Origin of the sequence: Euryhalocaulis sp. (genome assembly GCF_013911995.1) — a bacterium.
Classification (GTDB): Bacteria; Pseudomonadota; Alphaproteobacteria; order Caulobacterales; family Maricaulaceae; genus Euryhalocaulis; species Euryhalocaulis caribicus.
Genome location: NZ_JACESD010000001.1, coordinates 111055 through 129620, shown reverse-complemented (window position 1 = coordinate 129620; position 18566 = coordinate 111055). Strand labels below are relative to the sequence as shown.

Here is an 18566-nt window from a genome sequence, read left to right as displayed (position 1 = left end):
GTCCAGAGACGGCGGCCCCGTTGCAAACTGGATCCCGGACAATGGCTGCGCCATTTCCGGGAGCTGAAAGAGTGAAAGATAAACTAACTCGTCATCCTCCGACGAAGCGCAGCGGAGATCGGAGGACCCAGTTGAAATCTTTGCGCCCCACGTTCCCTGGGTCCTCCGGTCAAGCCGGAGGATGACGATGAAGAGAACTAGAGGGCGAGGCAGAAAACCCTCTCCCCCATCCGGGGCGAAGGAAGCCCGAGACCCCCGGCCCAGGCTTCACGTCTCCACAAAAAAAAGGCCGGCCTCCGGGAGTTGTGGAGGCCGGCCTTCAGGGACGCCCGGCGCTTAACGCACAGCAAAGCGCCGGGGCGTTGTCAGGGTCTATTCCTGGCTGGCGGCGGGATCCGCTTCCGGCGTGTCGCCGACCGCGGCTTCCTCGCCTTCGGAGGGCAGGGGCGCCATGGTCGGCATCGGTTCGGGTTGCGCCTCAACCGGGGCGGATACGGGCTGCACCGCGGCCGGCGCGGGTTGCGCGGCGGTCTGCTGCATCACCGGTTCCGGCGCGGCTTGCGGCTGGTCGCAGCCTTTACCCTGGTACAGGCCCACCATGTAGAACCAGCGGCGCTCGGCCAGCTGTTTGCGTTCTTCCTCGGCCTGTTTCTGGCGTTCCATGGCGCCGCTCAGGACGCCGCCGAACATGCCGATGGCGCGCGCGGCCTGATAGCCCCCGGCGCGGATCGCCAGATCGGTGCCAAGGCCCATGGCGGCTTCGCCCAGCACGGCGCCGGACGGCTGGCCGCCGATCTGCTCTTCCATGGTGCGGGCTTCGGTAATCAGCTGCTCGCACGCATATTGCGCGTCGCCCAGCTGCATGGGCTGGAAGCGGCTGTCCTGGGCGTGCGCCGCGCCGGCGCTGGCCAGAATGGCGGCGGTTGCGATGTAACGGATCATGTCAGGTCTCCTCCTTGATCGGTGGTCGAAAAAAGGGGCTGAACACGTTTTCCCCCTTGGCTTGCGATGGTGGCGGCGCGCCGGGGCGCCGGCATCATCAAAAAAGATGACGCGCGGACGCTTCGGTCAGCGGCGAGACCACGCGGCTTTCTTCCATCGCCGCCGCCTCGTTCAGGGCCAGCGCGCATTCGCTCAGCAGCGCGTCGAATCGCTCCGGCTCGCGCGAGGACAGGCGGCTGGCGTGATTGATGGAGTCGATATAGCCGCTGGCGAAAAGCTGGCCCCGCGGGGTGTAGTTGAACGCCATGCGCCCCCAGCGGTCGGCAAGCTCCGCGGCCTGCGGATCGCCCCCGCGCTGGCGCACGGCGAACGCCGCGGCGCAGGTCACCGCGCGGTCCAGCTCGGCCTCGGCCAGTTCGGCGTTTGTTTCCCCGCCGCAGCCGGAGATCAGGCCAAGGCAGAGCGCCGCCACGGCGGCCGGAATGTGCAGGGACAGGGGCATGGGCGTCTCCCTTTTCGCAAAGGCGTCAGATAACGATCGCCCAAGCGTGCGCCGGGAGACGGCGCGGCCGCATCATCACTTTTGAGGAATAAAAACCGGGGGAGGATCAGGCCGAAATGACGAACAGCGCCCCGCGCGGACTGTCCGCAATGCGCGCCGAAAGGCCGTGGCGCTCCGCAATCGCCCGCACCAGCGCCAGCCCCAGCCCGTGACCCGGCGCGTCGCCCGGCTGGCCGCGCGAGAACCGCTCGAAGACTTTCTCGCGCAGCGCCTCCGGCACGCCGGGGCCGTCATCGCCGACCGTCAGGCGGGGCCCCGGCGCGACCGTCAGGCGCACCCTCCCGCCTTCGGGCGAGAATTTCAGGGCGTTGTCCAGCAGGTTCGCGATCAGCCGGGCGAATTGCTGCGCATCGCCGCGGACCATCACGCCCGCTTCTGCTTCGACGGACAGCGCCACGCCGGCCGCTTCGGCGGAGGCCTCATAGATATCGCCCATGCTGTAAGCCAGCGCCGACAGATCAAACTCGGCCAGTCCCCGCGCATCGCCGGTCTGGGCCTGCATGGCGGACAGGTCCAGCAGCGAGTCGAGCAGGGCGGTCAAGCGGCGGATCTCGTCCCGCGCCCGGCTTGTCTCGCCTTCGGGCAGATCCGCCTCCAGCGCCGTCAATTGCCCGGCCAGCCGGGTCAGCGGCGTGCGCAGCTCATGCGCCAGCTGGTCGGTGGTCTGTTTCTGGATGGTCAGCAGCGTCTCGATGCGGTCCAGCATCTGGTTCACGTTCAGCGCCATCAGCCCGATCTCGTCGGGCCGCTCGGCGCCCGGCGCCCGGCGCTCCATATCGCCGTCGCGCACCGCCTGGCAGGCGTCATTGATCGTCTCCACGCGGCGGTGGAAACGCCGCGCGATCCACCATCCGCCCGCGCCCGCGGCCAGCAAGGTCAACAGCGTGCCCAGCGCGAACACCGCGCGCAGCTGCGCCAGCGCCGCCCGCCGCACTTCCTCCGAACGGGCGACCAGAAGGCCGTAATCGCCGCGCAATATCGTGGCCCGCCCCACCACGCGAACCGGGCCGTCCGGGCCGGGGAAGGTCGCTTCGAACAGGCTGGAATCCAGCCGCGCCCCGTCCGGCCAGTCGGGCAGATTGCCGGCCAGGATCGCGCCCTCGCCATCGGCGAACAGATAGAACGCCTCCGCGCCCTGCGCCGGGCGCAGCTTCAGACGGTCGCCAATCCGCTGCTCCAGACCTTCCACCCCCTCCACGGCGTAAAGCTCGACCAGTCCGGCCAGATCGGTGTCGACCAACTGCCGCAGCGTGTTCTTGGAGGACGCCGCGATGGCGAAATAGGTCGCGCCGAACACGATCATGCCCGATGCGGTCAGCAGCGCCGCGAAATAGGCGGCCAGCCGCAAATGGCTGGAGGCGCGCCAGAAATTCAAGCCGCTGCTCCGAACAGATACCCTTCGCCGCGCACCGTGCGCAGCACCGCGCCGTCAAAGCCTTCCTCCAGCTTGCGGCGCAGACGGCTGACATTGACGTCAACCACATTGGTCTGCGGATCGAAATTCATACCCCAGACATCGCGCAGCAGCATCTCCCGGGTCACGGTGACGCCCTCATGCTCGAAGAAATATTTCAGGAGGTCGAATTCCTTCGGGCTCAGCGCCAGCGATTTCCCGGCGCGGTGGGCGGCGCGGGCCTTCACATGAAGCTCGATATCGCCGCTGACCATGATCGCCGGATGCGCCTGCTGACCGGCGCGGCGGGCCAGCGCCTTCACCCGGGCGATCAGCTCCGCCGGTTCAAAGGGCTTGGGCAAATAATCGTCCGCTCCGCGTTCCAGCCCGTCCACGCGATGACTGGCGCTGCCAAGGGCGGACAGCATCAGGACCGGGGCCTCAACCGCGGCCTCGCGCAACCGGGCGATCAGGTCCAGCCCTTCGCCGTCCGGCAGCATGCGGTCGAGGATCAACACGTCGCAGGGGGCGGTGAGGGCGGCGTTCAGGCCGCTGGCAAGGTCGCGGCAATGCTCGATTTCCGCGCCGATACGCTCCAGAACCCGCACCACGTAAGCGGCTGTGCCTTCATCATCCTCGATCAGCAGAACGCGCATATAGTCATGATCTCTTGAAAGCAGTTTCCGCGAACAATCGTTGTGGCTAAGCTAGCGAAACCTTGGCCCGCCGTGTAGTCGAGACTCGCTGCGCCAAGGATTCGGGGGAAGGAATACCATGATCGCTTTTGCCATTGCCGCTTTTCTGGCCGCTGGACCGGCGGCGGAGACCGATCACGGACTGGTGCTGCGGGCCATGGAGCTCGCGGCCGCCGCGCAAGCGGAAGGGTCGGCTGAAAATTTGCGCATGGCCGCCCGCCTGCTTCAGGCAACGGGCGCCGCGCCGCAGGAGGGCACGCCTGACCTGGCCGGCGAATGGATGGCCGCCGCCGATGCAATGGACCCGCAAACCGAAGCGGCCGCGCCCGACCGGGGGCGCGCTGTCGGTCCGGGTTATCGCCGCGGCGTCGCCACGCCCGCGGGCGCGGTGGAGTTTTCCGAAATCTTCTATGCGGGGCAAAGCGCGACGGTATCGCTGCAACCCACCGCTGAGGCGGACCTCATTCTTCAGGTCACCGATTCCGATGGCGGAGAAATATGCCAGCGCTCCGCGCAGGCGGCCTCTGCGTCCTGTCAGTGGATTCCCGCCTGGACAGCGCCCTACCAGATAACGGTGCGCAATACCGGGGCGCGGGAAACGGCCTATTATCTCGTCACCAATTAAGGCGGCGTAACATTACAATCGCTGTAATGTTAATTATTTCAGAAACTTAACAAGTTTTGTCATTTGAGGCGCTGCGTGTCTGCGCGCTTACTGGACCGGCAATTTCAACGCCGCCAGTGAGGCCTGACATGACCGCTTCAATCCGCAAGGACGCCGACCGCACCGCCGTCATCCTGCCGTTTCCGGGGCCGCTGGCCGAACCGCTGGCGTTGCTGAACGAACTGGGGGACCTGATGCCCGGCGGCGTGGCGATTCTGGGCCGCGACGCCAGCCTGGTTTTCGCCAACGGGGCGTTCCGCGCGGCGATGAAGACCGCGGCCCGCGCCATGGATGACCGCTTGCGCCTGACGGACCCGGCCGCCGATCTGCGCCTGCAGGAAGCGTTGAAGCGCGCCGCTGCGGGCGAGGACATGGATTTGCTGCTGGGCGGCCTGAGCTTGCGTCTGACGCCAGGCGGGCTGCCCGGTTTCATCCGGGTGGTCGCCGAGGCGCAGGACAATAGCGGGGGCGAAGCCTGCAAGGCGCGGCTTCAACAGGCCTTTGGCCTGACCGTGAAGGAAGCCGACACGGCGCTTTCGCTATCCGAAGGCATGACCGCGGGGGCGATTGCGGAAGATCGCGGCGTATCCATCACCACGGTGCGCACGCAGCTTCAGATGATCCGTGAGAAGCTGGGGGTCACGTCCAGCCTGGCCGCCGCGGCGGAAATCCGCGCGCTGGCGGCGACCCACTAGAATCCTAGCGCCCGATCACCACGAACGGCGCCCAGACGCCGGGCCGCCAGCCATCGGCGAGATCCGGATCATCCATCAGCGCCAGCTGCGCCTGTCGCAAGGATTCCGCCGGGCTCAAACCGTTGCGCTGGCCGCGCACCGTCTCCACCGTAAGGCGCGCCGCCGCATCATCCCGCACCCGCCAGTGAGAGGCGAGAAGATTGCGCCCGCCGGCATAGATGAAGGCGCGCGCCAGCCCGGTTAGCCCCGGCGCGCCGGCGCTCTTTCCCGCGGCTGTGTTGCATGCCGAAAGAATGACCCAGTCCGCGTTCAGCCGCAGCGGCGTGATTTCCGAGGCGGTCAGCAGGCCGTCATCCTCCGCCGTGGCTTCATCGGGCGGCGTGAAAACCAGCGCCGGCTCCGCCAGCCCGCGAAGCTCGCCGCTGACAAGGCCGTGCGTGGCGAATGCAATCACCGAAGCGTCCGCCGGCACTGTCTGGCGGACCGCCGGCTCAGTGGCGTCCGCGCCGATCAGGAGGGCGGCGTTTTCGGGGCCGAAGGCCTCCGACATTGCGCGCAATTCCGTTTCCGCGCCGGGCAGGGAGGGCAGGTCGCGCACGGCTTCGATGTCCGCGCCCGCGCCGCGATAAAAGCCTGCGAGTCCGCCTGCCAGCACATCCTGCCCTTCGTTCGACGCCAGAAGCGGGGCGCCCGCGCCAAAGAAGCGGCCGTCTGCAGAATGCGGGGCGGCGCCGCGATCGTTCAGCGCGCCAAGGGCGGGAAGCGTGGCGATATTGAAATGGCGGATGAGCCAGTTTGCACCGCGAAGATCACCGTCATCGTCTGGACTTTCGGTCAGCAGGACCGAGAGCGGCAACTGACCGATCGTTCCATTGGAAATGCTCAGGACCGTGCCAGCGTCCGAGACCACGTCCCATGCGCCGCCGCCGAACAGGCCGCCATAAAGGCGGTAAGCGGCGTCAGAGTCGAATTGCGGCCCGGCCCCGGATTCCGGGGCCCGGAAATCCAGCGCCGCCCGCAGCGCGGCAACGTCACTGGACAGCCCGTCGGGCGTCAGCCCGGGGGCGGCGCCGGCATAAGCTGCCCCGGACGACAGGGCGAATACGATGACGGACCGGTCCGTTTGCAGAACGCCGTGCAGGGCTTCGCCTTCGTTCAGCGCGGCCTGCGCCTCCGCCAGCGTCAGCACGGGCGGGCGCTCAAGCTGAAGGAAATCGGGATAGCGCGCAGCCAGCGTTTCCGAGATGGCGAGCAGACGGGCCTCGGTCCGGGCGGCGCTTTCGGTAAGCTCCGCCATGCGTTCGGGATTGTCGGCGCCCGTCAGGGCGACGATCGCGCCAAGATCGGCGGCCCGGCGTTCGGCCAGATCCTGTCTTTCACGAAGCAGTGCGGCGATTTCGGAATCCTGAACCGCCAGCCGGGCGGACGCCTTGGCCAGCGCCGTTGCGGCGTCGGAAGCCCAGACGCCCTGCGCCGCCTCGAACGCGATTTCAGTCTGGCCCAGCGCAACGGCCGCTTCCGCTGGAACGCGCGCGGAAGAGCTATGCCTCGCTGGCGGAAGCGGCTGCACGTAATTTTCAAGCATGAAGGCCTGTTGCTGGGACTGAAGTTGCGCGGCAGCGGCCACGGCGCGGTCCAGCCCGCCCGTGTCTCCCGTGCGGGCTTCCAGCGCGCCGATCTCCACCGCGCCGGCCAGCCGGGCGTGATGGTCCTCCGGCAGGGTTGCTTCGCGTCCGGCCTGCGCGGCGCGGCGTTGGGTCAGCGCCTCTTCAAACCGGCCCTGGCCGGCAAGAAATTCGGCATAAAGATCGTGGGCGTTGATCCGGTCGCGGTTAGCGGCGGGTAGCGTCTCTACGGCCTTGGCGACAATATCGGCCTGAATCGCCATGGCCTGCGGGCGTTTGCCTTGCAGCCAGAGGGCTTCCGATATGACGCTGCGGGCGTTCAGCGCATCGGCATGCGTATCGCCGGATGCTTCGGAATAGGCGGCGTAGGAAACTTCGCCGAGAGTCTTCGCTTCCTCCAGCCGGCCCATGCGCAACAGATTATAAGCCAGCACGGACTGGGTCAGCAGCGTGTAGGGATGGTCGCGGCCATATTCGGCCACGCGCAAATCCAGGGCGCGTCGGATCACCGGCTCGGCTTCCTCATAGCGTCCCTGATCCTGCAGAAGGACGGCGAGATTATTGGCGACCAGCGCCTGATAAGGGTGGTCGGGGGGCAGAATGTCCTGGGCCAGACGGGAGGTTTCCAGTGCTTCGGCGATCGCGGCCTCCAGATCGCCGGCCGCGCGGATCACGGCGGCGTAGCTGATGCGAAGCGCCACCACCGTGCCGTCGGCCTCGCCCATGCGATGACGCATGGCCACGGCGTCGCCCATCAGTTCGCGGGCTTTCAGGAATTCGCCACGTCGATACTCGGCGATGGCCATCCCGCCAAGCGAAGCGGCAAGGTCGTCATGGTCCGCTTCGCCGTGAATTTCGCGGCGCAGGGCAAGGGCCTCGGCCTGCTGGTCGTAGGATTCGCCGGTCTTGCCCTGCTGTTCCAGGATCGTGCCCAGATTATAGATCAGCGTCGCCCGTTCGGCCCGGTAATCCGGCCCCGCGGATTCCAGCGCGGCGATGGCTTCGCGCGCGACCTCCGCGCTGCGCTCATGCTCGCCCAGATAGAAATAGGCATCGACACGGCGGCCCCCGACCAGCGCGGCGCGGGGATCGCCCGGCTCGTAGACCGCAAGCGCATGGTCATAGGCCGCGTTCCACGCCTCGAGCGCGGCTTCCGGCTCCTGCACGGGGTCGATGGCTTCGGCGGCGGCGGACAGGCGCTCCAGTTCCGCATCGTCCGCGGATTGCGCCAGCGTGCGACCCGCAATCAGGAGCGACACAGCAAGAATGCAAATGGAAATCCGCATCGGTTCCTCCCCAGGCCGGCAGACAGAGCGGTAACTATCGGCGAACTCACGGCCGCTCACAAGCGAAAGCAATTCAGGCGCGGGCGCCTCATCATTTCTGATGACGCATCTGCGCCGCCCCGGCGCCAAGACTTGTCTCCATAGCCGCCATGCCCGGCATTGCGGGCAAGCCAATGGAGCGAAGTCATGAGCCTTCTGGATGACCCCAATTACGACGAACCCGTCTCTTTTTCCGAACCGGCCGGTCCGGAATTTATCATTGAAGACGGGCCGGCGGACGGCGCGTTCGAGATGACCGTTCTGGACAACGGAAATGTCGTTTATGTCTGGCAGGAGGAAGAAAATGGCGCGCCCGATGACGACGGGTACGGCATCTACATGAAAATCGTCGACTCCTCAGGCAATACCGTGGTCGACACGACGCTGGTCAACACCACGACAACGCTCGGCCAGCAATTCCCGGTCGTTGAGGCGGCGGGAACGGGCTTTGTCGTTGTCTGGGAAGACAACAGCCCGAACAATCCGGGCAATCTCTCACAGGTGGCCGGCCAGCGCTTCGACGCCAACGGAAACGAACTGGGCGGTGAATTCACGATCGAACTGGCCGACGGCCACCGGGCGGAAGATATCGACGCCGTGGGGCTGTATGACGGGAGTTTCGCAGTCGTCTATGTCGATAATTTCAACGACTTCCTGACCCCGCCTCAGGTCTGGATCCAGCTTTATGATGCGTCGGGCGCCGAGAAAGGCGGCCGCATCGAGATTGATGACGCGCCGGGCTTTGGGCAGAGCACGCCTGTCATCACCGCGCTGGAAGACGGCTTTGCCGTCGCCTACCAGGAATTTGTCAGCGATGGCGAAAGCGATACCGGCATTCGCGTAAGAACCTTCGATTCCAACGGCGCGCCGGCCAGCAGCGTGGTCGTGGCGGCGGATGTCACCACCGGACAACAGGTGATCCCGTCCATCACGGCGCTGACAGGCGGCGGTTTCGTGGTCACCTGGCTGGATAACAGCGCCGATCCTTTTGCGCCTGTGCAGATCGTCGGCCAGATGTTCAACGCCAGCGGGGCCCAGATCGGCGGCGACTTCTTGATCCATCAGATGGAATCGCTGCTGCCAGGAACGCCGGCGGAAGTGGCGGCGCTGCCCGGCGGCGGTTTTGTGGTGGTGTTCGAGGACCGCACCCCGGGCAATAGTCGCGCGGACGTCTATGCCCGTGAATATGGCGCGGACGGCGAGCCCGCGGGCGATGCTTTCAAGGTTCCCGCCAATCCGGGGAATAACCAGCCCTATATCAATGTCGCCAGCACCGAGAGCGGCTACGTTCTGGTCTGGACGGAGAGCGACGGCACCAATCTGTGGGTCAAATCGCAATTCTTCATATCCGAAGGCGGAGACCCGGTAGATCCGGGCAGCACGATCACCGGGACGAGCGCGGCGGAAACGCTGACCGGCACGGCCGGCGACGACACCATCAACGCGCTGGAGGGATGGGACATCCTGTATGGCGGGGCCGGGGATGACAGGCTGTTCGGCGGCGCAGGCGATGACCGCCTGTTCGGCGAGGATGGCGACGATTTTCTGAACGGCAACAATGGCCGCGACTACCTGTTCGGTCAGAACGGGCATGACGTGCTTCGTGGCGGGGCGGGGGACGATGTCCTGAAAGGCGGCGGAGGACATGACCGTCTCGTCGGAGACGCCGGGCGCGATCACCTGCAAGGCGGCGCTGGCAATGATGTGCTTCGCGGCGGCGCGGGCCGGGACATCCTGACCGGCGGCGCGGGCGCGGACGTCTTCGTGTACGCGGACGCCGCGGATTCGCCGGCGGATTCGGACCTGCGGGACACGATCATGGATTTCGAATCCGGCGTCGACCAGATCAATCTGATGGCGATCGACGCGGTGGAGGGAACGGCGGGCGATGATGAATTCGTCATCGTGAACGGCTTTTCCGGCGTTGCCGGCCAGCTGACGATCAAGGCCGCCGCTCAGGCTGGGGTCTATTGGCTGCGCGGCGACACCGATGGCGACGGGTCGGCGGATTTCGAGGTGATCGTGAAGGGCGATATGCCGACTGCCGACGACATCCTGCTTTAATCGCGTTCAGCTTACTGACGGGCGTCCCGGCTTCATGGCCGGGGCGTCCGTTTTCTTTTCTTCGGCAGAGGAAAAACTTCAGGCCGCGTCTTCGCCGCGCTGTCCGTCGTGCCCGCTGTTCCGGGCGCGCTCGATCAGCTGCATGAGCTCGGCGGGGCTGATCGGCTTGGAGAGATAGGCGTCCATGCCGGCGTCCTGCGCCTCGCGCTGATGTTCGGGCATGGCGTCGGCGCTGAGCGCGCAAATGAACGCTTTGGCGTTCGGGCCTTCGCCGTCGCGTATGACGCGGGTGGCGGCAACGCCGTCCATTTCCGGCATCCGCATGTCCATCAGGATCAGGTCGAACGGACGCGCGCCGGCGGCTTCCACCGCTTCGCGGCCGTTCATGGCAAAGCTCAGCGCATGGCCGGACGGCTCGAGCATGGCGGCAATCACGGTGCGGTTAATCTCGTTGTCCTCGGCGACAAGGATATTCATCGCGCCGCCCTTCGCCTCGTCCGGCGCCGGGCTTGTCTCGGCGGGCGCGGCTGCGGGTTCGGGACGGGCGGCGGCGCGCGCGCGGATGGCCAGCGTAAAGATTGATCCCTGACCGGGCGCGGATTCGGCCGTCACGTCGCCGCCGAGCAATTCGGCCAGTTTGCGGCTGATGACCAGCCCCAGCCCCGCGCCTTCGTGACGGCGGGTGATGGAGTCATCGACCTGGCTGAAGGGCTGGAAAAGCTGGTTTATGGCCTCGGCCTCTATGCCGCAGCCCGTATCCGAAACACTGAAACAGCATATGACCAGGCCGTCTTCCTGACGGGCCTCGAGCCGAAGGACGACTTCGCCCTTGTCGGTGAACTTTATGGCGTTGGAAATCAGATTGCCCACGACCTGCCGCAGGCGGATCGGATCGCTTTCCACGACCTCACAGCCCTCGCAGACCTCGTACTCGAAACGCAGGTCCAGGCCCTTCTCTTCCGATTTGGGCGACCACAGCGTCATCAGGGTTTCCGCGACGTCGATGATATTGGTCGGGCTCTTCTCGACGCTGACCTTGCCGGCGTCGACCTTGGCCAGGTCCAGCACGTCGTTGAGGATGACCAGCAGCATGTCGCCGGAGGTCTCCAGCGTGTTGACCAGGCTGGACTGGCGCGGGTCCAGATCGGTGCGGCGCAGCAGGTGCGCGGCGCCCATGACGCCGTTCATCGGCGTGCGAAGTTCGTGGCTCATCATCGCCAGGAAGCGTGATTTGGCGAGGTTCGCGTCTTCCGCCGCGCGCGTGCGGGCCAGCGCCTCCAGCCGCGCCTCATGCAGGGCGAAACTGTTGCGGGAATACATTTTCATCGCGACGGCCAGATGGCCGACATACATCAGCGCGGTGACCAGGATGGCGATATCGCCGCCGGCATGGCCGGGCTGGAAGAACAGGGAAAACAGCGGAAGCGCAAACAGAAAACCGCCATGCGGGGCGGCGGCCGCGCCAAAGACCTGAGGCACTTGCTGCATATGCAGCGTCACATGCAGCAGCGCGCCGCACAGCCACACCATCGCGAAAACCTGTGACCCCTCCACCGGAGAGAACCAGGCCAGGGCGGGCATGAAGGAATAGGTGATGGAGGCGAAGAACGAGGCGGTCATCGCGACAGCTAGATCGCGCCGGGTGACAACATCGTCGTCGTCCATTTCCCGAAAACGCCTGAAAGCCCAGATATCGAAGAACTGGCCAGCAAGGAGCAGGGCGATCCAGAGCGAGGTCAGGGGCAGCCCCACCATGAGCCAGCCGAACCCGATGCCAAAGAGCGGGAGCGTCAATCGCGTGCGCAGATCGCGGCGGCGCGCAATGGCCATCGTTCTCAGGCGCGGCGTCAGATGCCGTGATTTTCTCATGCCAAGCATTCGGCGCTTGTACGCAAAAAGCAATAAAGGCGCGTAAACGCGGCGAAAAACAGGGGGCCGGGGAATGAAACGCAATCAAAAGGTCAAAAAAATCCGCGAGAAAGCACTAACGCAAGTTAAGCGGGGTGTTATAATAGTTAACGGGAATTAGGAATTGCCCGTTTCCGCGCTGACTCAACGAAGCTGGCGCGGAGCGGGTGAAAACGGGGGATTTATGGACAAGGTTATGGAATGGCTGGATGTCGCGACCACCTATGTGGTCGAGCATTTCAGCCGCACCGAGATGATTGCGTTTGGCATTATCGCGGTGCTTCTGGCGCTGGTGCTGCCCAGTTTCGGGCTTCTCTTCATGATGGCGCTGGTGGCGCTGATCTTTCACATCATCGTGGTTTTTGCGATTCCGCTGGTCGAGGCCGGCGGCGATACCAGCGCGCTGGATTTCCAGCAGATGGCGACCGCGGATTTCTGGATCGAGGCGGGCGTGCTGTACCTGGGATATTTCCTGGCGATGCTGATCCTTCACGCGATCAAGCGCATTTTCTATCGCGGCGACTGACGTCACGCTGAACAGACCGGGGGCCGTCCATGCAGGGCGGCCCTTCTTCATTCTCGACACGGCAAGGGGGCTAGAAGCCGATGGACACGATCATGGAATGGCTGCGCGCGGCGCTGGATTTTGCGCAACGGGGCTTCGCCGAAATCAACACGATTCAATATCTCATCATTGCGCTGATCAGCGCGCTTGTGATGGGCGGGTACGGGCAGATCGTAATCATGTCCGCCATCGCGGTGATTGTTCATGTGGCGGTGGACGCCCTGATGCCGGTGATCCGGTCGGGCGGCGATCTGGCGCTGTTTGTTCTGCCGAATTTCCTGACGGGGGCGTTCTGGCAAATGGCGGGGCTGCTCTATGTCGGCTATTTCATCGCCATAACGGTGTTCTTCCTGATCAAGGCGTTGCTGTTCCGCGCCCGCGGCTAGGCAGGCGGCGCTGGAGCGGGCGTATTGAGTTTGCCGGCGGCGACCGGTAGCTGATGGGGCGTGTCTTGCGCGCTGCGCGAAAGGAAGCCCCCATGAGCGATGAGTCCCCCGTAATTCTTGACGCCTCCCCGGGCGGCGTCGCTGCCGTGACGCTGAACCGGCCCGAGAAACACAACGCCTTCAATGGCGACGTGGTGGCGGCGCTGGACGATATTTTCGAGACGCTGCACGCCAATGAACAGGTGCGCGTGGTTTTCATCCGCGGGGCGGGCAAAAGCTTTTCCGCCGGGGCCGACCTGGACTGGATGAAGGCGGCGGCCGATTACACCGAGAGCGAAAACCGCAACGACGCCATGGCGCTGGCGCGCATGCTGAAGAAACTGCACGACCTGCCGCAATTCACCGTGGCGATGGTGCAGGGGGCGGCCATGGGCGGCGGCGCCGGCCTGGTGGCGGCGTGCGACGCGGCCATCGCCATGAAAGACGCCAAGTTGCGCTTTTCCGAAGTCCGTCTGGGTCTGACCCCGGCGACGATCAGCCCGTATGTCGTGAAGGCCATCGGGCCGCGCTGGGCCAAGGCGCTGTTTGCCACGGGCGAAGGGTTCGACGGAAACTTCGCCGAGCAGATCGGCCTGGTTCAATACGCGGTGGAGAACGAGGAAGAGATGGAGGCCATCGCCGAACATCTCACCCAGCTGATCTTCGACGCCGCGCCGGGCGCGGTGGCGGACGCCAAGAAGCTGGTGGACGATGTTCTGGACCGGGAGATCGATCATGACCTCCTCTCCGACACCGCCCATCGCATCGCCCATCGCCGCGCCTCCGAAGAGGGACGCGAGGGACTGTCGGCGTTCCTGGAAAAGCGGAAACCGCGCTGGTCTAACGGCTAGGCCGCGCTTTCAGACAGATAGGTCTCCAGGTCGGGCGCTGACTCGCCGATCATGTGGCGGACATAGAGCTGACGCTCGCCCCACAGGACGTCGAGATCCCAGACGCAGACGGACTCGCTGGGAGCTGCCGGGCGGAAATTCGCCTCGTCCGGTTTGCGCACCCAGACGTGGAGGGGCAGTTCATTCTCGCTGTCCCACCAGGCCAGCACGACATAATCGGCCGTGCCGCCCTGATGCAGGATCAGGATGGCGGCGCCCGGACGGTCTGTCGTCACGGCCGGTTCCGGCAGGGTCCGCATGGCCATGCGTATGCCCTCATCGAACCGCGCCTCGTCGAACGTCTCGCCCTCCAGCCAGATGGCGTAACGCTTGATGCGCCAGTCCTTGCGCGGCAGCGCGCCGAGATAACGGTTCGGGCGCGGGGCGAAGGGGCGAGCTGGCTTGAAGCCGGTCAATCGAGTTCGCTGAGGGCTATGCCGATATCGTCGGCAAGCTTTTTCAACGCCTCGTCATCGGCGCGGTCTTCGCCATGCCGTCCCATGTCACGCCCCTTGTAGCGCGGAATGACGTGAAAATGGATGTGGTGCACGGTCTGGCCGGCCTCCGCGCCATTGAACTGGCCCACGAAAACGCCATCAGGATTCAGGGCTTTCTCCACCGCCTTTGCGACCCGCTTGACCTGAACGATCAGCGCCTGCAGCGGGGCGTCCTCGATCTCCAGAATATTGCGGGCCGGGGACTTGGGCACGATCAGGACATGGCCGCGCGACTGCGGAAAAACGTCCATGAAGGTCATCGTGTCATCGTCCTCATGCACGATGATCGCCGAGGCTTCCCGGCGCAGGATCTTCGCGAAGATATTCTGGTCGTCGTATTCGCCGTGAAGGCTCATGGGTCGCTCCCTGTTTCAATAAGGCCGATGAAACGCGAAACGCCGTGGCTTGCAAGGCGTCGGTTCCCGAAACCGGTCAGGTTTTTCGGAAAGGCGCGTGTCTGGCGAGATACTGAATCTCCTGACTTACCGCTGCGCGTTCGTGCTCCAGATAGTGAGAAACGGCGTCACGGAAGCCGGGATTGGGAATCCAGTGCGCTGACCATGTGGCGACCGGCTCATAGCCACGGGCCAGCTTGTGCGCGCCCTGTGCGCCGGCTTCGACGCGTTTGAGACCGCGTTCGATGGCGGCGTCGATGGCCTGATAGTAGCAGAGCTCGAAATGCAGGAAGGGGCGCTCCTCGGCGCGGCCCCAGTAGCGGCCATAGAGGGTTTCGGAGCCCATGAGGTTCATCGCCCCGGCGATCCACTCACCGTCATCCTCGGCCATGATCAGGACAATACGATCCTTCATGCGGTCATGGAGAAGGTCGAAAAAGTCGCGGTTCAGGTAGGGCTGGCCCCATTTGCGCGCGCCGGTGTCCAGATAGAATTCAAAGAAAGCGTCCCAGTGTTCGGACTTCAGATCATCGCCCGAGAGGCGGTGGATGGTCAGACCGTTCTGCGCGCGCGCCCGCTCTTTCCTCAAATCCTTGCGCTTGCGGGAGGAGAGGGCGGCGAGGAAATCGTCAAACGACTCATAGCCGCGATTGATCCAGTGAAACTGTTGGCCCTGCCGCATCATGTAGCCCAGCCGCTCCAGCATCGCCCGGTCGCGTTCGGCCAGGAAGTTCAGGTGCAGCGACGAGACACCGACACGTTCTGTGATCCGGGCAAGGCCGGCGGCCAACTGGTCTCGCCGCTGATCGGCGTCCGGCCCCGCCCCGGCCAGCAGGCGGCAGCCGGTGGCGGGGGTGAAGGGCACGGCGGCCAGCAGCTTGGGATAGTAGCTTCCGCCCGCGCGCTCATAGGCGTCCGCCCAGGCGTGATCGAACACGAACTCCCCGAAGGAGTGACCCTTTACATAGAGCGGCGCGACGGCGGCGATCGCGCCGCATTCCTCACGCAGCACGGCATGATGCGGCGCCCAGCCGGTTTGCTCGGTCGCGCAGCCGGACTCCTCCAGCGCCGCCAGGAAGTCCCAGCACAGGAAAGGGTCGAACGGGTCTCCGGCCGGGTTGGCCAGGGCGTCCCATGTATCGCGGGCGATATCATGGATGCCGGAGGCGAGTTCGAGCGTGCGATTGGCGGACATGGCGGAAGACATAGGCGCCGCTCTGCGGAACTTCGACCGCGTCAGCGGATTTCGAACACGCCTTCCACTTCGACCGCAGCGTTCAGGGGCAGGTTGACGGCGCCGACGGCGGCGCGGGCGTGGCGGCCCGGATCGTCAAAAATCTCTACCATCAGATCGGACGCGCCATTGATGATCTGCGGGATCTCCGCGAAATCGGGCTGGCAGTTCACGAATCCGCCCAGACGGATCACGCCCGTCACGCGGTCCAGATCGCCTTCGCAGGCCGTGCGCAATTGCGCGATCAGCGAAAGGCCGGAAACGCGGGCCGCCTTGTAGGCGTCCTCCGGCGAGACTTCATCGGGAACCTTGCCCGTATAGCCGGCCGAGATCTGGCCGGAGATAAAAACCTGATCGCCGGAGACGCGCCAGGGCACATAGTTCGCCACGGCCTTGGGCGGTTCGGGCAATTCCAGACCCAGTTCCTTCAGTCGCGCATCAATGCGTCCGGCCATGAGCTGTCTCCTGCGAGCAAGTTTTTCCTGCCGGCAATTAGGACGATGCGCAGGGGCGCGGCAAGTTCGGGGTTGATTTGACGCGCAGGTCATCGGCTAGGGTCCAATCATGGTCACCGAGTCACCGGTCGAGTTGGAAGCGCAGGACGGGCATGAGCTGTCGGGCGTGTTTATCGCGCCGGACGCGCCACGGGGCGGCTTGCTGATCTCTGCTGCGACCGGATATCCGAAGGAATTCTACCGGCGTCTGGCGGCTTACGCGGCGGACCGCGGCTATACCTGTCTGATCTATGATTATCGCGGCGTGAACACCGGAAACGATGACGCGCTGGACGGTTTCAAGGCCGATGTCGAGGATTGGGGCCGGCTGGATTTCGCCGCCGCGCTCAGCGCGCTGGCGATCAAGGTCAAGGACAAGCCGATTGTCACGCTGGGCCACAGCGTCGGCGGCCATCTCATCGGGTTCGCGGACAATTATGCGCGCGCCTGCGGGCATATTCATGTCAGCGTCGGGTCCGGATATTGGGGACACCATAAATGGCCAATGCCGCTTCTGGGGCTGCTGCTGTGGTGGGGTTATGGCCCTATCGCGCTGGCTACGAAGAATTACCTGCCCGCGGGCGGCCTGTGGAGCGGGTGCGCCCTGCCGCGCGGCGCTTTCGAGCAGTGGCGCCGCTGGTCCAATAACAGCCGCTATTTCCGGGACGATCTGGAGACAAGGCTGCGGCCGCATCATTTCGAGGACGTCACCGCGCCCATCCGGTCCTTTGTTTTTTCTGACGACCCCATCGCCAATCCCCGTACGGCCCGGGTGATACTGGACGCCTATCCCCGCGCGGAAACCGATATGCGCCTGATCAAGCCCGCCGATTTTGGCTTGAAGAAGATCGGCCATGACGGGGCGTTCCGCGCAAGGTCGCAGGCCGTCTGGGACGCCATTCTGGATGAAGCGGACGCGCTGATCGCCTAGGGCTTGTTCTGGCTGCGCAGGACGCGGCCTTTCACCACCGCATCGCCCCCGAACTTCAGCCGCGCCGCATCGCTGGCCCGCTCGGCCGCTGCGCGTTTCAATGCGCCGTCGTCGAACAGGTCGCCCGCATCGCCCGTCGAAAGCCCCAGCTCCGATATGCCGATGCCGATCAGGCGATAGCGCGGGCCTGTGGCTTCGCCTTTCAGCAATTCCCGGCCGACCCTGAACAGGGCGTCGGCCAGCTGTGTCGGGGCGGTCAGGGTGCGGCGGCGCGTAATGATGCGGTGGTCGGCCCGTTTGAGCTTCAGGGTCACGACTTGCCCGGCGATATTATCGGCCTTGGCGCGGTCGGCCAGCTTCACGCAGAGCGGCCACAGGCGGTCCTCCAGCGCCGCGAGATCGCTGAGGTCTTCGTTAAAGGTGGTTTCGCTGGAAACGCCCTTGCGCTCGCGCTCCGGATTGACGGCGCGCGTGTCCTCACCGCGGGACAGGCGGGCGAGGCGCAGACCGCTTTCGCCATAGCGTGCGGCCAGTTCCTTGTCGCCGGCGCGGCGGATATCGGCCAGCGTGCGATAACCGTCGCGCTCCAGCTTCCTTGCGAAGGACGGGCCGACGCCGAAAACGAATCCGACCGGCTTGTCCGCCAGGAAATCCAGCGTCTCGACCTTGCCGATGATCGCGAAACCGTGGGGCTTGTCGAGGTCCGAAGCGGTCTTGGCGAGGAACTTGTTGTGGGACAGCCCGATGCTGACCGTGACGCCCACTTCCTGATGGATGCGCTTTTGCAGCCGCGCCAGCGTCAGGGCGGGCGAACCGCCATGCAGACGATGCGTGCCGGTCAGGTCCAGAAACGCCTCATCGATGGAGACAGGCTGCACCAGGGGCGTCACGTCCTGCATCATCTCGCGGATGCGCTTGCCTTCGGTGGAATATTTCCGCCCCTCGGGCCGGATGACGATGGCGTGCGGGCAGGCTTTCAGCGCCTTGAACATCGGCATGGCGGAATGAATGCCATAGGTCCGGGCGACATAGCAGGCCGCGGAGACCACGCCGCGGCGGCCGCCGCCGACGATGACCGGCTTTCCCTCCAGCTCCGGATTGTCGCGTTTCTCGATGGAGGCGTAGAAGGCGTCGCAATCGATATGTGCGATGGAGAGGGTGTGCAGTTCCGCGTGCCGGATCAGCCGTGGCGAGCCGCAGGCCGGGCACCGCGCCGCGCCGTCCGGCGCGTCGGCGAAACAGTTCCGGCAGAACCCGTCCAT

At 65.2% G+C, this 18566-nt stretch carries 18 protein-coding genes; 7 read left to right on the top strand and 11 right to left on the bottom strand.

What is annotated here, in order from left to right:
* Positions 1 to 372 precede the first annotated feature (372 nt).
* The 4 genes from H2040_RS00650 to H2040_RS00635 all read right to left on the bottom strand — a co-directional run bounded on the left by H2040_RS00650 (position 373) and on the right by H2040_RS00635 (position 3553).
* Complete coding sequence (locus H2040_RS00650; RefSeq protein ID WP_287153406.1) at positions 373 to 942, bottom strand: hypothetical protein; 570 nt, start codon at positions 940 to 942, stop codon at positions 373 to 375.
* A 97-nt stretch (positions 943 to 1039) separates the two neighbouring features.
* Positions 1040 to 1444, bottom strand: coding sequence for a hypothetical protein (locus H2040_RS00645; protein ID WP_022698935.1), 405 nt, complete (start codon positions 1442 to 1444; stop codon positions 1040 to 1042).
* A gap of 106 nt (positions 1445 to 1550) precedes the next feature.
* Positions 1551 to 2879 carry a sensor histidine kinase gene (locus H2040_RS00640; RefSeq protein ID WP_287153403.1) on the bottom strand — a complete coding sequence of 443 codons (1329 nt, stop codon included), beginning with the start codon at positions 2877 to 2879 and terminating at the stop codon, positions 1551 to 1553.
* The gene (locus H2040_RS00635) at positions 2876 to 3553 is read right to left on the bottom strand and encodes a response regulator transcription factor (protein ID WP_287153401.1); all 678 of its coding nucleotides are present in this window, start codon (positions 3551 to 3553) and stop codon (positions 2876 to 2878) included. The genes H2040_RS00640 and H2040_RS00635 overlap by 4 nt, the downstream gene beginning before the upstream one ends.
* A gap of 118 nt (positions 3554 to 3671) precedes the next feature.
* Between H2040_RS00635 and H2040_RS00630 the strand changes: the two genes are divergently transcribed.
* Positions 3672 to 4217: a hypothetical protein gene (locus H2040_RS00630; protein WP_287153399.1), complete on the top strand. Its 546-nt coding sequence runs from the start codon at positions 3672 to 3674 to the stop codon at positions 4215 to 4217.
* 128 nt (positions 4218 to 4345) lie between these two features.
* Complete coding sequence (locus H2040_RS00625) at positions 4346 to 4951, top strand: helix-turn-helix transcriptional regulator (RefSeq protein ID WP_287153396.1); 606 nt, start codon at positions 4346 to 4348, stop codon at positions 4949 to 4951.
* Between the two features lie 4 nt (positions 4952 to 4955).
* On the opposite strand, the gene H2040_RS00620 is transcribed toward H2040_RS00625, so the two are convergent.
* Positions 4956 to 7862, bottom strand: coding sequence for a CHAT domain-containing tetratricopeptide repeat protein (locus H2040_RS00620; RefSeq protein ID WP_287153394.1), 2907 nt, complete (start codon positions 7860 to 7862; stop codon positions 4956 to 4958).
* A 186-nt stretch (positions 7863 to 8048) separates the two neighbouring features.
* Here H2040_RS00620 and H2040_RS00615 point away from each other — a divergent pair, with 186 nt between their 5' ends.
* The gene (locus H2040_RS00615; RefSeq protein WP_287153391.1) at positions 8049 to 9965 is read left to right on the top strand and encodes a calcium-binding protein; all 1917 of its coding nucleotides are present in this window, start codon (positions 8049 to 8051) and stop codon (positions 9963 to 9965) included.
* 78 nt (positions 9966 to 10043) lie between these two features.
* Here H2040_RS00615 and H2040_RS00610 read toward each other — a convergent pair whose 3' ends face one another.
* Positions 10044 to 11834, bottom strand: a complete 1791-nt coding sequence (locus tag H2040_RS00610; protein WP_287153389.1) for an ATP-binding protein — start codon at positions 11832 to 11834, stop codon at positions 10044 to 10046.
* Positions 11835 to 12057: 223 nt separating this feature from the next.
* On the opposite strand from H2040_RS00610, the gene H2040_RS00605 reads away from it, so the two are divergent.
* The 3 genes from H2040_RS00605 (at position 12058) to H2040_RS00595 (ending at position 13714) form a co-directional block, all read left to right on the top strand.
* Positions 12058 to 12399 carry a hypothetical protein gene (locus H2040_RS00605; protein WP_022698943.1) on the top strand — a complete coding sequence of 114 codons (342 nt, stop codon included), beginning with the start codon at positions 12058 to 12060 and terminating at the stop codon, positions 12397 to 12399.
* An 80-nt stretch (positions 12400 to 12479) separates the two neighbouring features.
* On the top strand, positions 12480 to 12824 hold the full coding sequence (locus H2040_RS00600) for a hypothetical protein (protein ID WP_022698944.1): 345 nt from the start codon (positions 12480 to 12482) through the stop codon (positions 12822 to 12824).
* 92 nt (positions 12825 to 12916) lie between these two features.
* Positions 12917 to 13714, top strand: coding sequence for an enoyl-CoA hydratase-related protein (locus H2040_RS00595; protein ID WP_287153386.1), 798 nt, complete (start codon positions 12917 to 12919; stop codon positions 13712 to 13714).
* Here H2040_RS00595 and H2040_RS00590 read toward each other — a convergent pair.
* The 4 genes from H2040_RS00590 to H2040_RS00575 all read right to left on the bottom strand — a co-directional run bounded on the left by H2040_RS00590 (position 13711) and on the right by H2040_RS00575 (position 16334).
* Entirely contained in the window at positions 13711 to 14169 is a 459-nt protein-coding gene (locus tag H2040_RS00590; RefSeq protein ID WP_287153384.1) for a hypothetical protein, read from the bottom strand. The genes H2040_RS00595 and H2040_RS00590 overlap by 4 nt on opposite strands.
* Positions 14166 to 14606: an HIT family protein gene (locus H2040_RS00585; protein WP_287153382.1), complete on the bottom strand. Its 441-nt coding sequence runs from the start codon at positions 14604 to 14606 to the stop codon at positions 14166 to 14168. The genes H2040_RS00590 and H2040_RS00585 overlap by 4 nt, the downstream gene beginning before the upstream one ends.
* 76 nt (positions 14607 to 14682) lie before the next feature.
* The gene (locus H2040_RS00580; protein ID WP_287153380.1) at positions 14683 to 15852 is read right to left on the bottom strand and encodes a GNAT family N-acetyltransferase; all 1170 of its coding nucleotides are present in this window, start codon (positions 15850 to 15852) and stop codon (positions 14683 to 14685) included.
* A 29-nt stretch (positions 15853 to 15881) separates the two neighbouring features.
* Entirely contained in the window at positions 15882 to 16334 is a 453-nt protein-coding gene (locus H2040_RS00575) for a RidA family protein (protein ID WP_287153378.1), read from the bottom strand.
* A 109-nt stretch (positions 16335 to 16443) separates the two neighbouring features.
* Here H2040_RS00575 and H2040_RS00570 point away from each other — a divergent pair, with 109 nt between their 5' ends.
* A complete protein-coding gene (locus H2040_RS00570; protein WP_287153376.1) occupies positions 16444 to 17304 on the top strand; it encodes an alpha/beta hydrolase family protein in 861 nt (286 codons plus the stop codon).
* On the opposite strand, the gene H2040_RS00565 is transcribed toward H2040_RS00570, so the two are convergent.
* Entirely contained in the window at positions 17301 to 18566 is a 1266-nt protein-coding gene (locus H2040_RS00565) for a DNA polymerase IV (protein ID WP_287153374.1), read from the bottom strand. The two genes, H2040_RS00570 and H2040_RS00565, sit on opposite strands and share 4 nt — an antisense overlap.

Bases quoted from the DNA above. Each gene is read 5' to 3' on its own strand.
- H2040_RS00600 (WP_022698944.1), top strand. From the start codon at position 12,480: ATGGACACGATCATGGAATGGCTGCGCGCGGCGCTGGATTTTGCGCAA.
- H2040_RS00605 (WP_022698943.1), top strand. From the start codon at position 12,058: ATGGACAAGGTTATGGAATGGCTGGATGTCGCGACCACCTATGTGGTC.
- H2040_RS00585 (WP_287153382.1), bottom strand. From the start codon at position 14,606: ATGAGCCTTCACGGCGAATACGACGACCAGAATATCTTCGCGAAGATC.
- H2040_RS00635 (WP_287153401.1), bottom strand. From the start codon at position 3,553: ATGCGCGTTCTGCTGATCGAGGATGATGAAGGCACAGCCGCTTACGTG.
- H2040_RS00620 (WP_287153394.1), bottom strand. From the start codon at position 7,862: ATGCGGATTTCCATTTGCATTCTTGCTGTGTCGCTCCTGATTGCGGGT.
- H2040_RS00565 (WP_287153374.1), bottom strand. From the start codon at position 18,566: ATGGACGGGTTCTGCCGGAACTGTTTCGCCGACGCGCCGGACGGCGCG.
- H2040_RS00650 (WP_287153406.1), bottom strand. From the start codon at position 942: ATGATCCGTTACATCGCAACCGCCGCCATTCTGGCCAGCGCCGGCGCG.
- H2040_RS00610 (WP_287153389.1), bottom strand. From the start codon at position 11,834: ATGAGAAAATCACGGCATCTGACGCCGCGCCTGAGAACGATGGCCATT.
- H2040_RS00625 (WP_287153396.1), top strand. From the start codon at position 4,346: ATGACCGCTTCAATCCGCAAGGACGCCGACCGCACCGCCGTCATCCTG.
- H2040_RS00645 (WP_022698935.1), bottom strand. From the start codon at position 1,444: ATGCCCCTGTCCCTGCACATTCCGGCCGCCGTGGCGGCGCTCTGCCTT.
- H2040_RS00630 (WP_287153399.1), top strand. From the start codon at position 3,672: ATGATCGCTTTTGCCATTGCCGCTTTTCTGGCCGCTGGACCGGCGGCG.
- H2040_RS00580 (WP_287153380.1), bottom strand. From the start codon at position 15,852: ATGTCTTCCGCCATGTCCGCCAATCGCACGCTCGAACTCGCCTCCGGC.
- H2040_RS00575 (WP_287153378.1), bottom strand. From the start codon at position 16,334: ATGGCCGGACGCATTGATGCGCGACTGAAGGAACTGGGTCTGGAATTG.
- H2040_RS00570 (WP_287153376.1), top strand. From the start codon at position 16,444: ATGGTCACCGAGTCACCGGTCGAGTTGGAAGCGCAGGACGGGCATGAG.
- H2040_RS00595 (WP_287153386.1), top strand. From the start codon at position 12,917: ATGAGCGATGAGTCCCCCGTAATTCTTGACGCCTCCCCGGGCGGCGTC.
- H2040_RS00615 (WP_287153391.1), top strand. From the start codon at position 8,049: ATGAGCCTTCTGGATGACCCCAATTACGACGAACCCGTCTCTTTTTCC.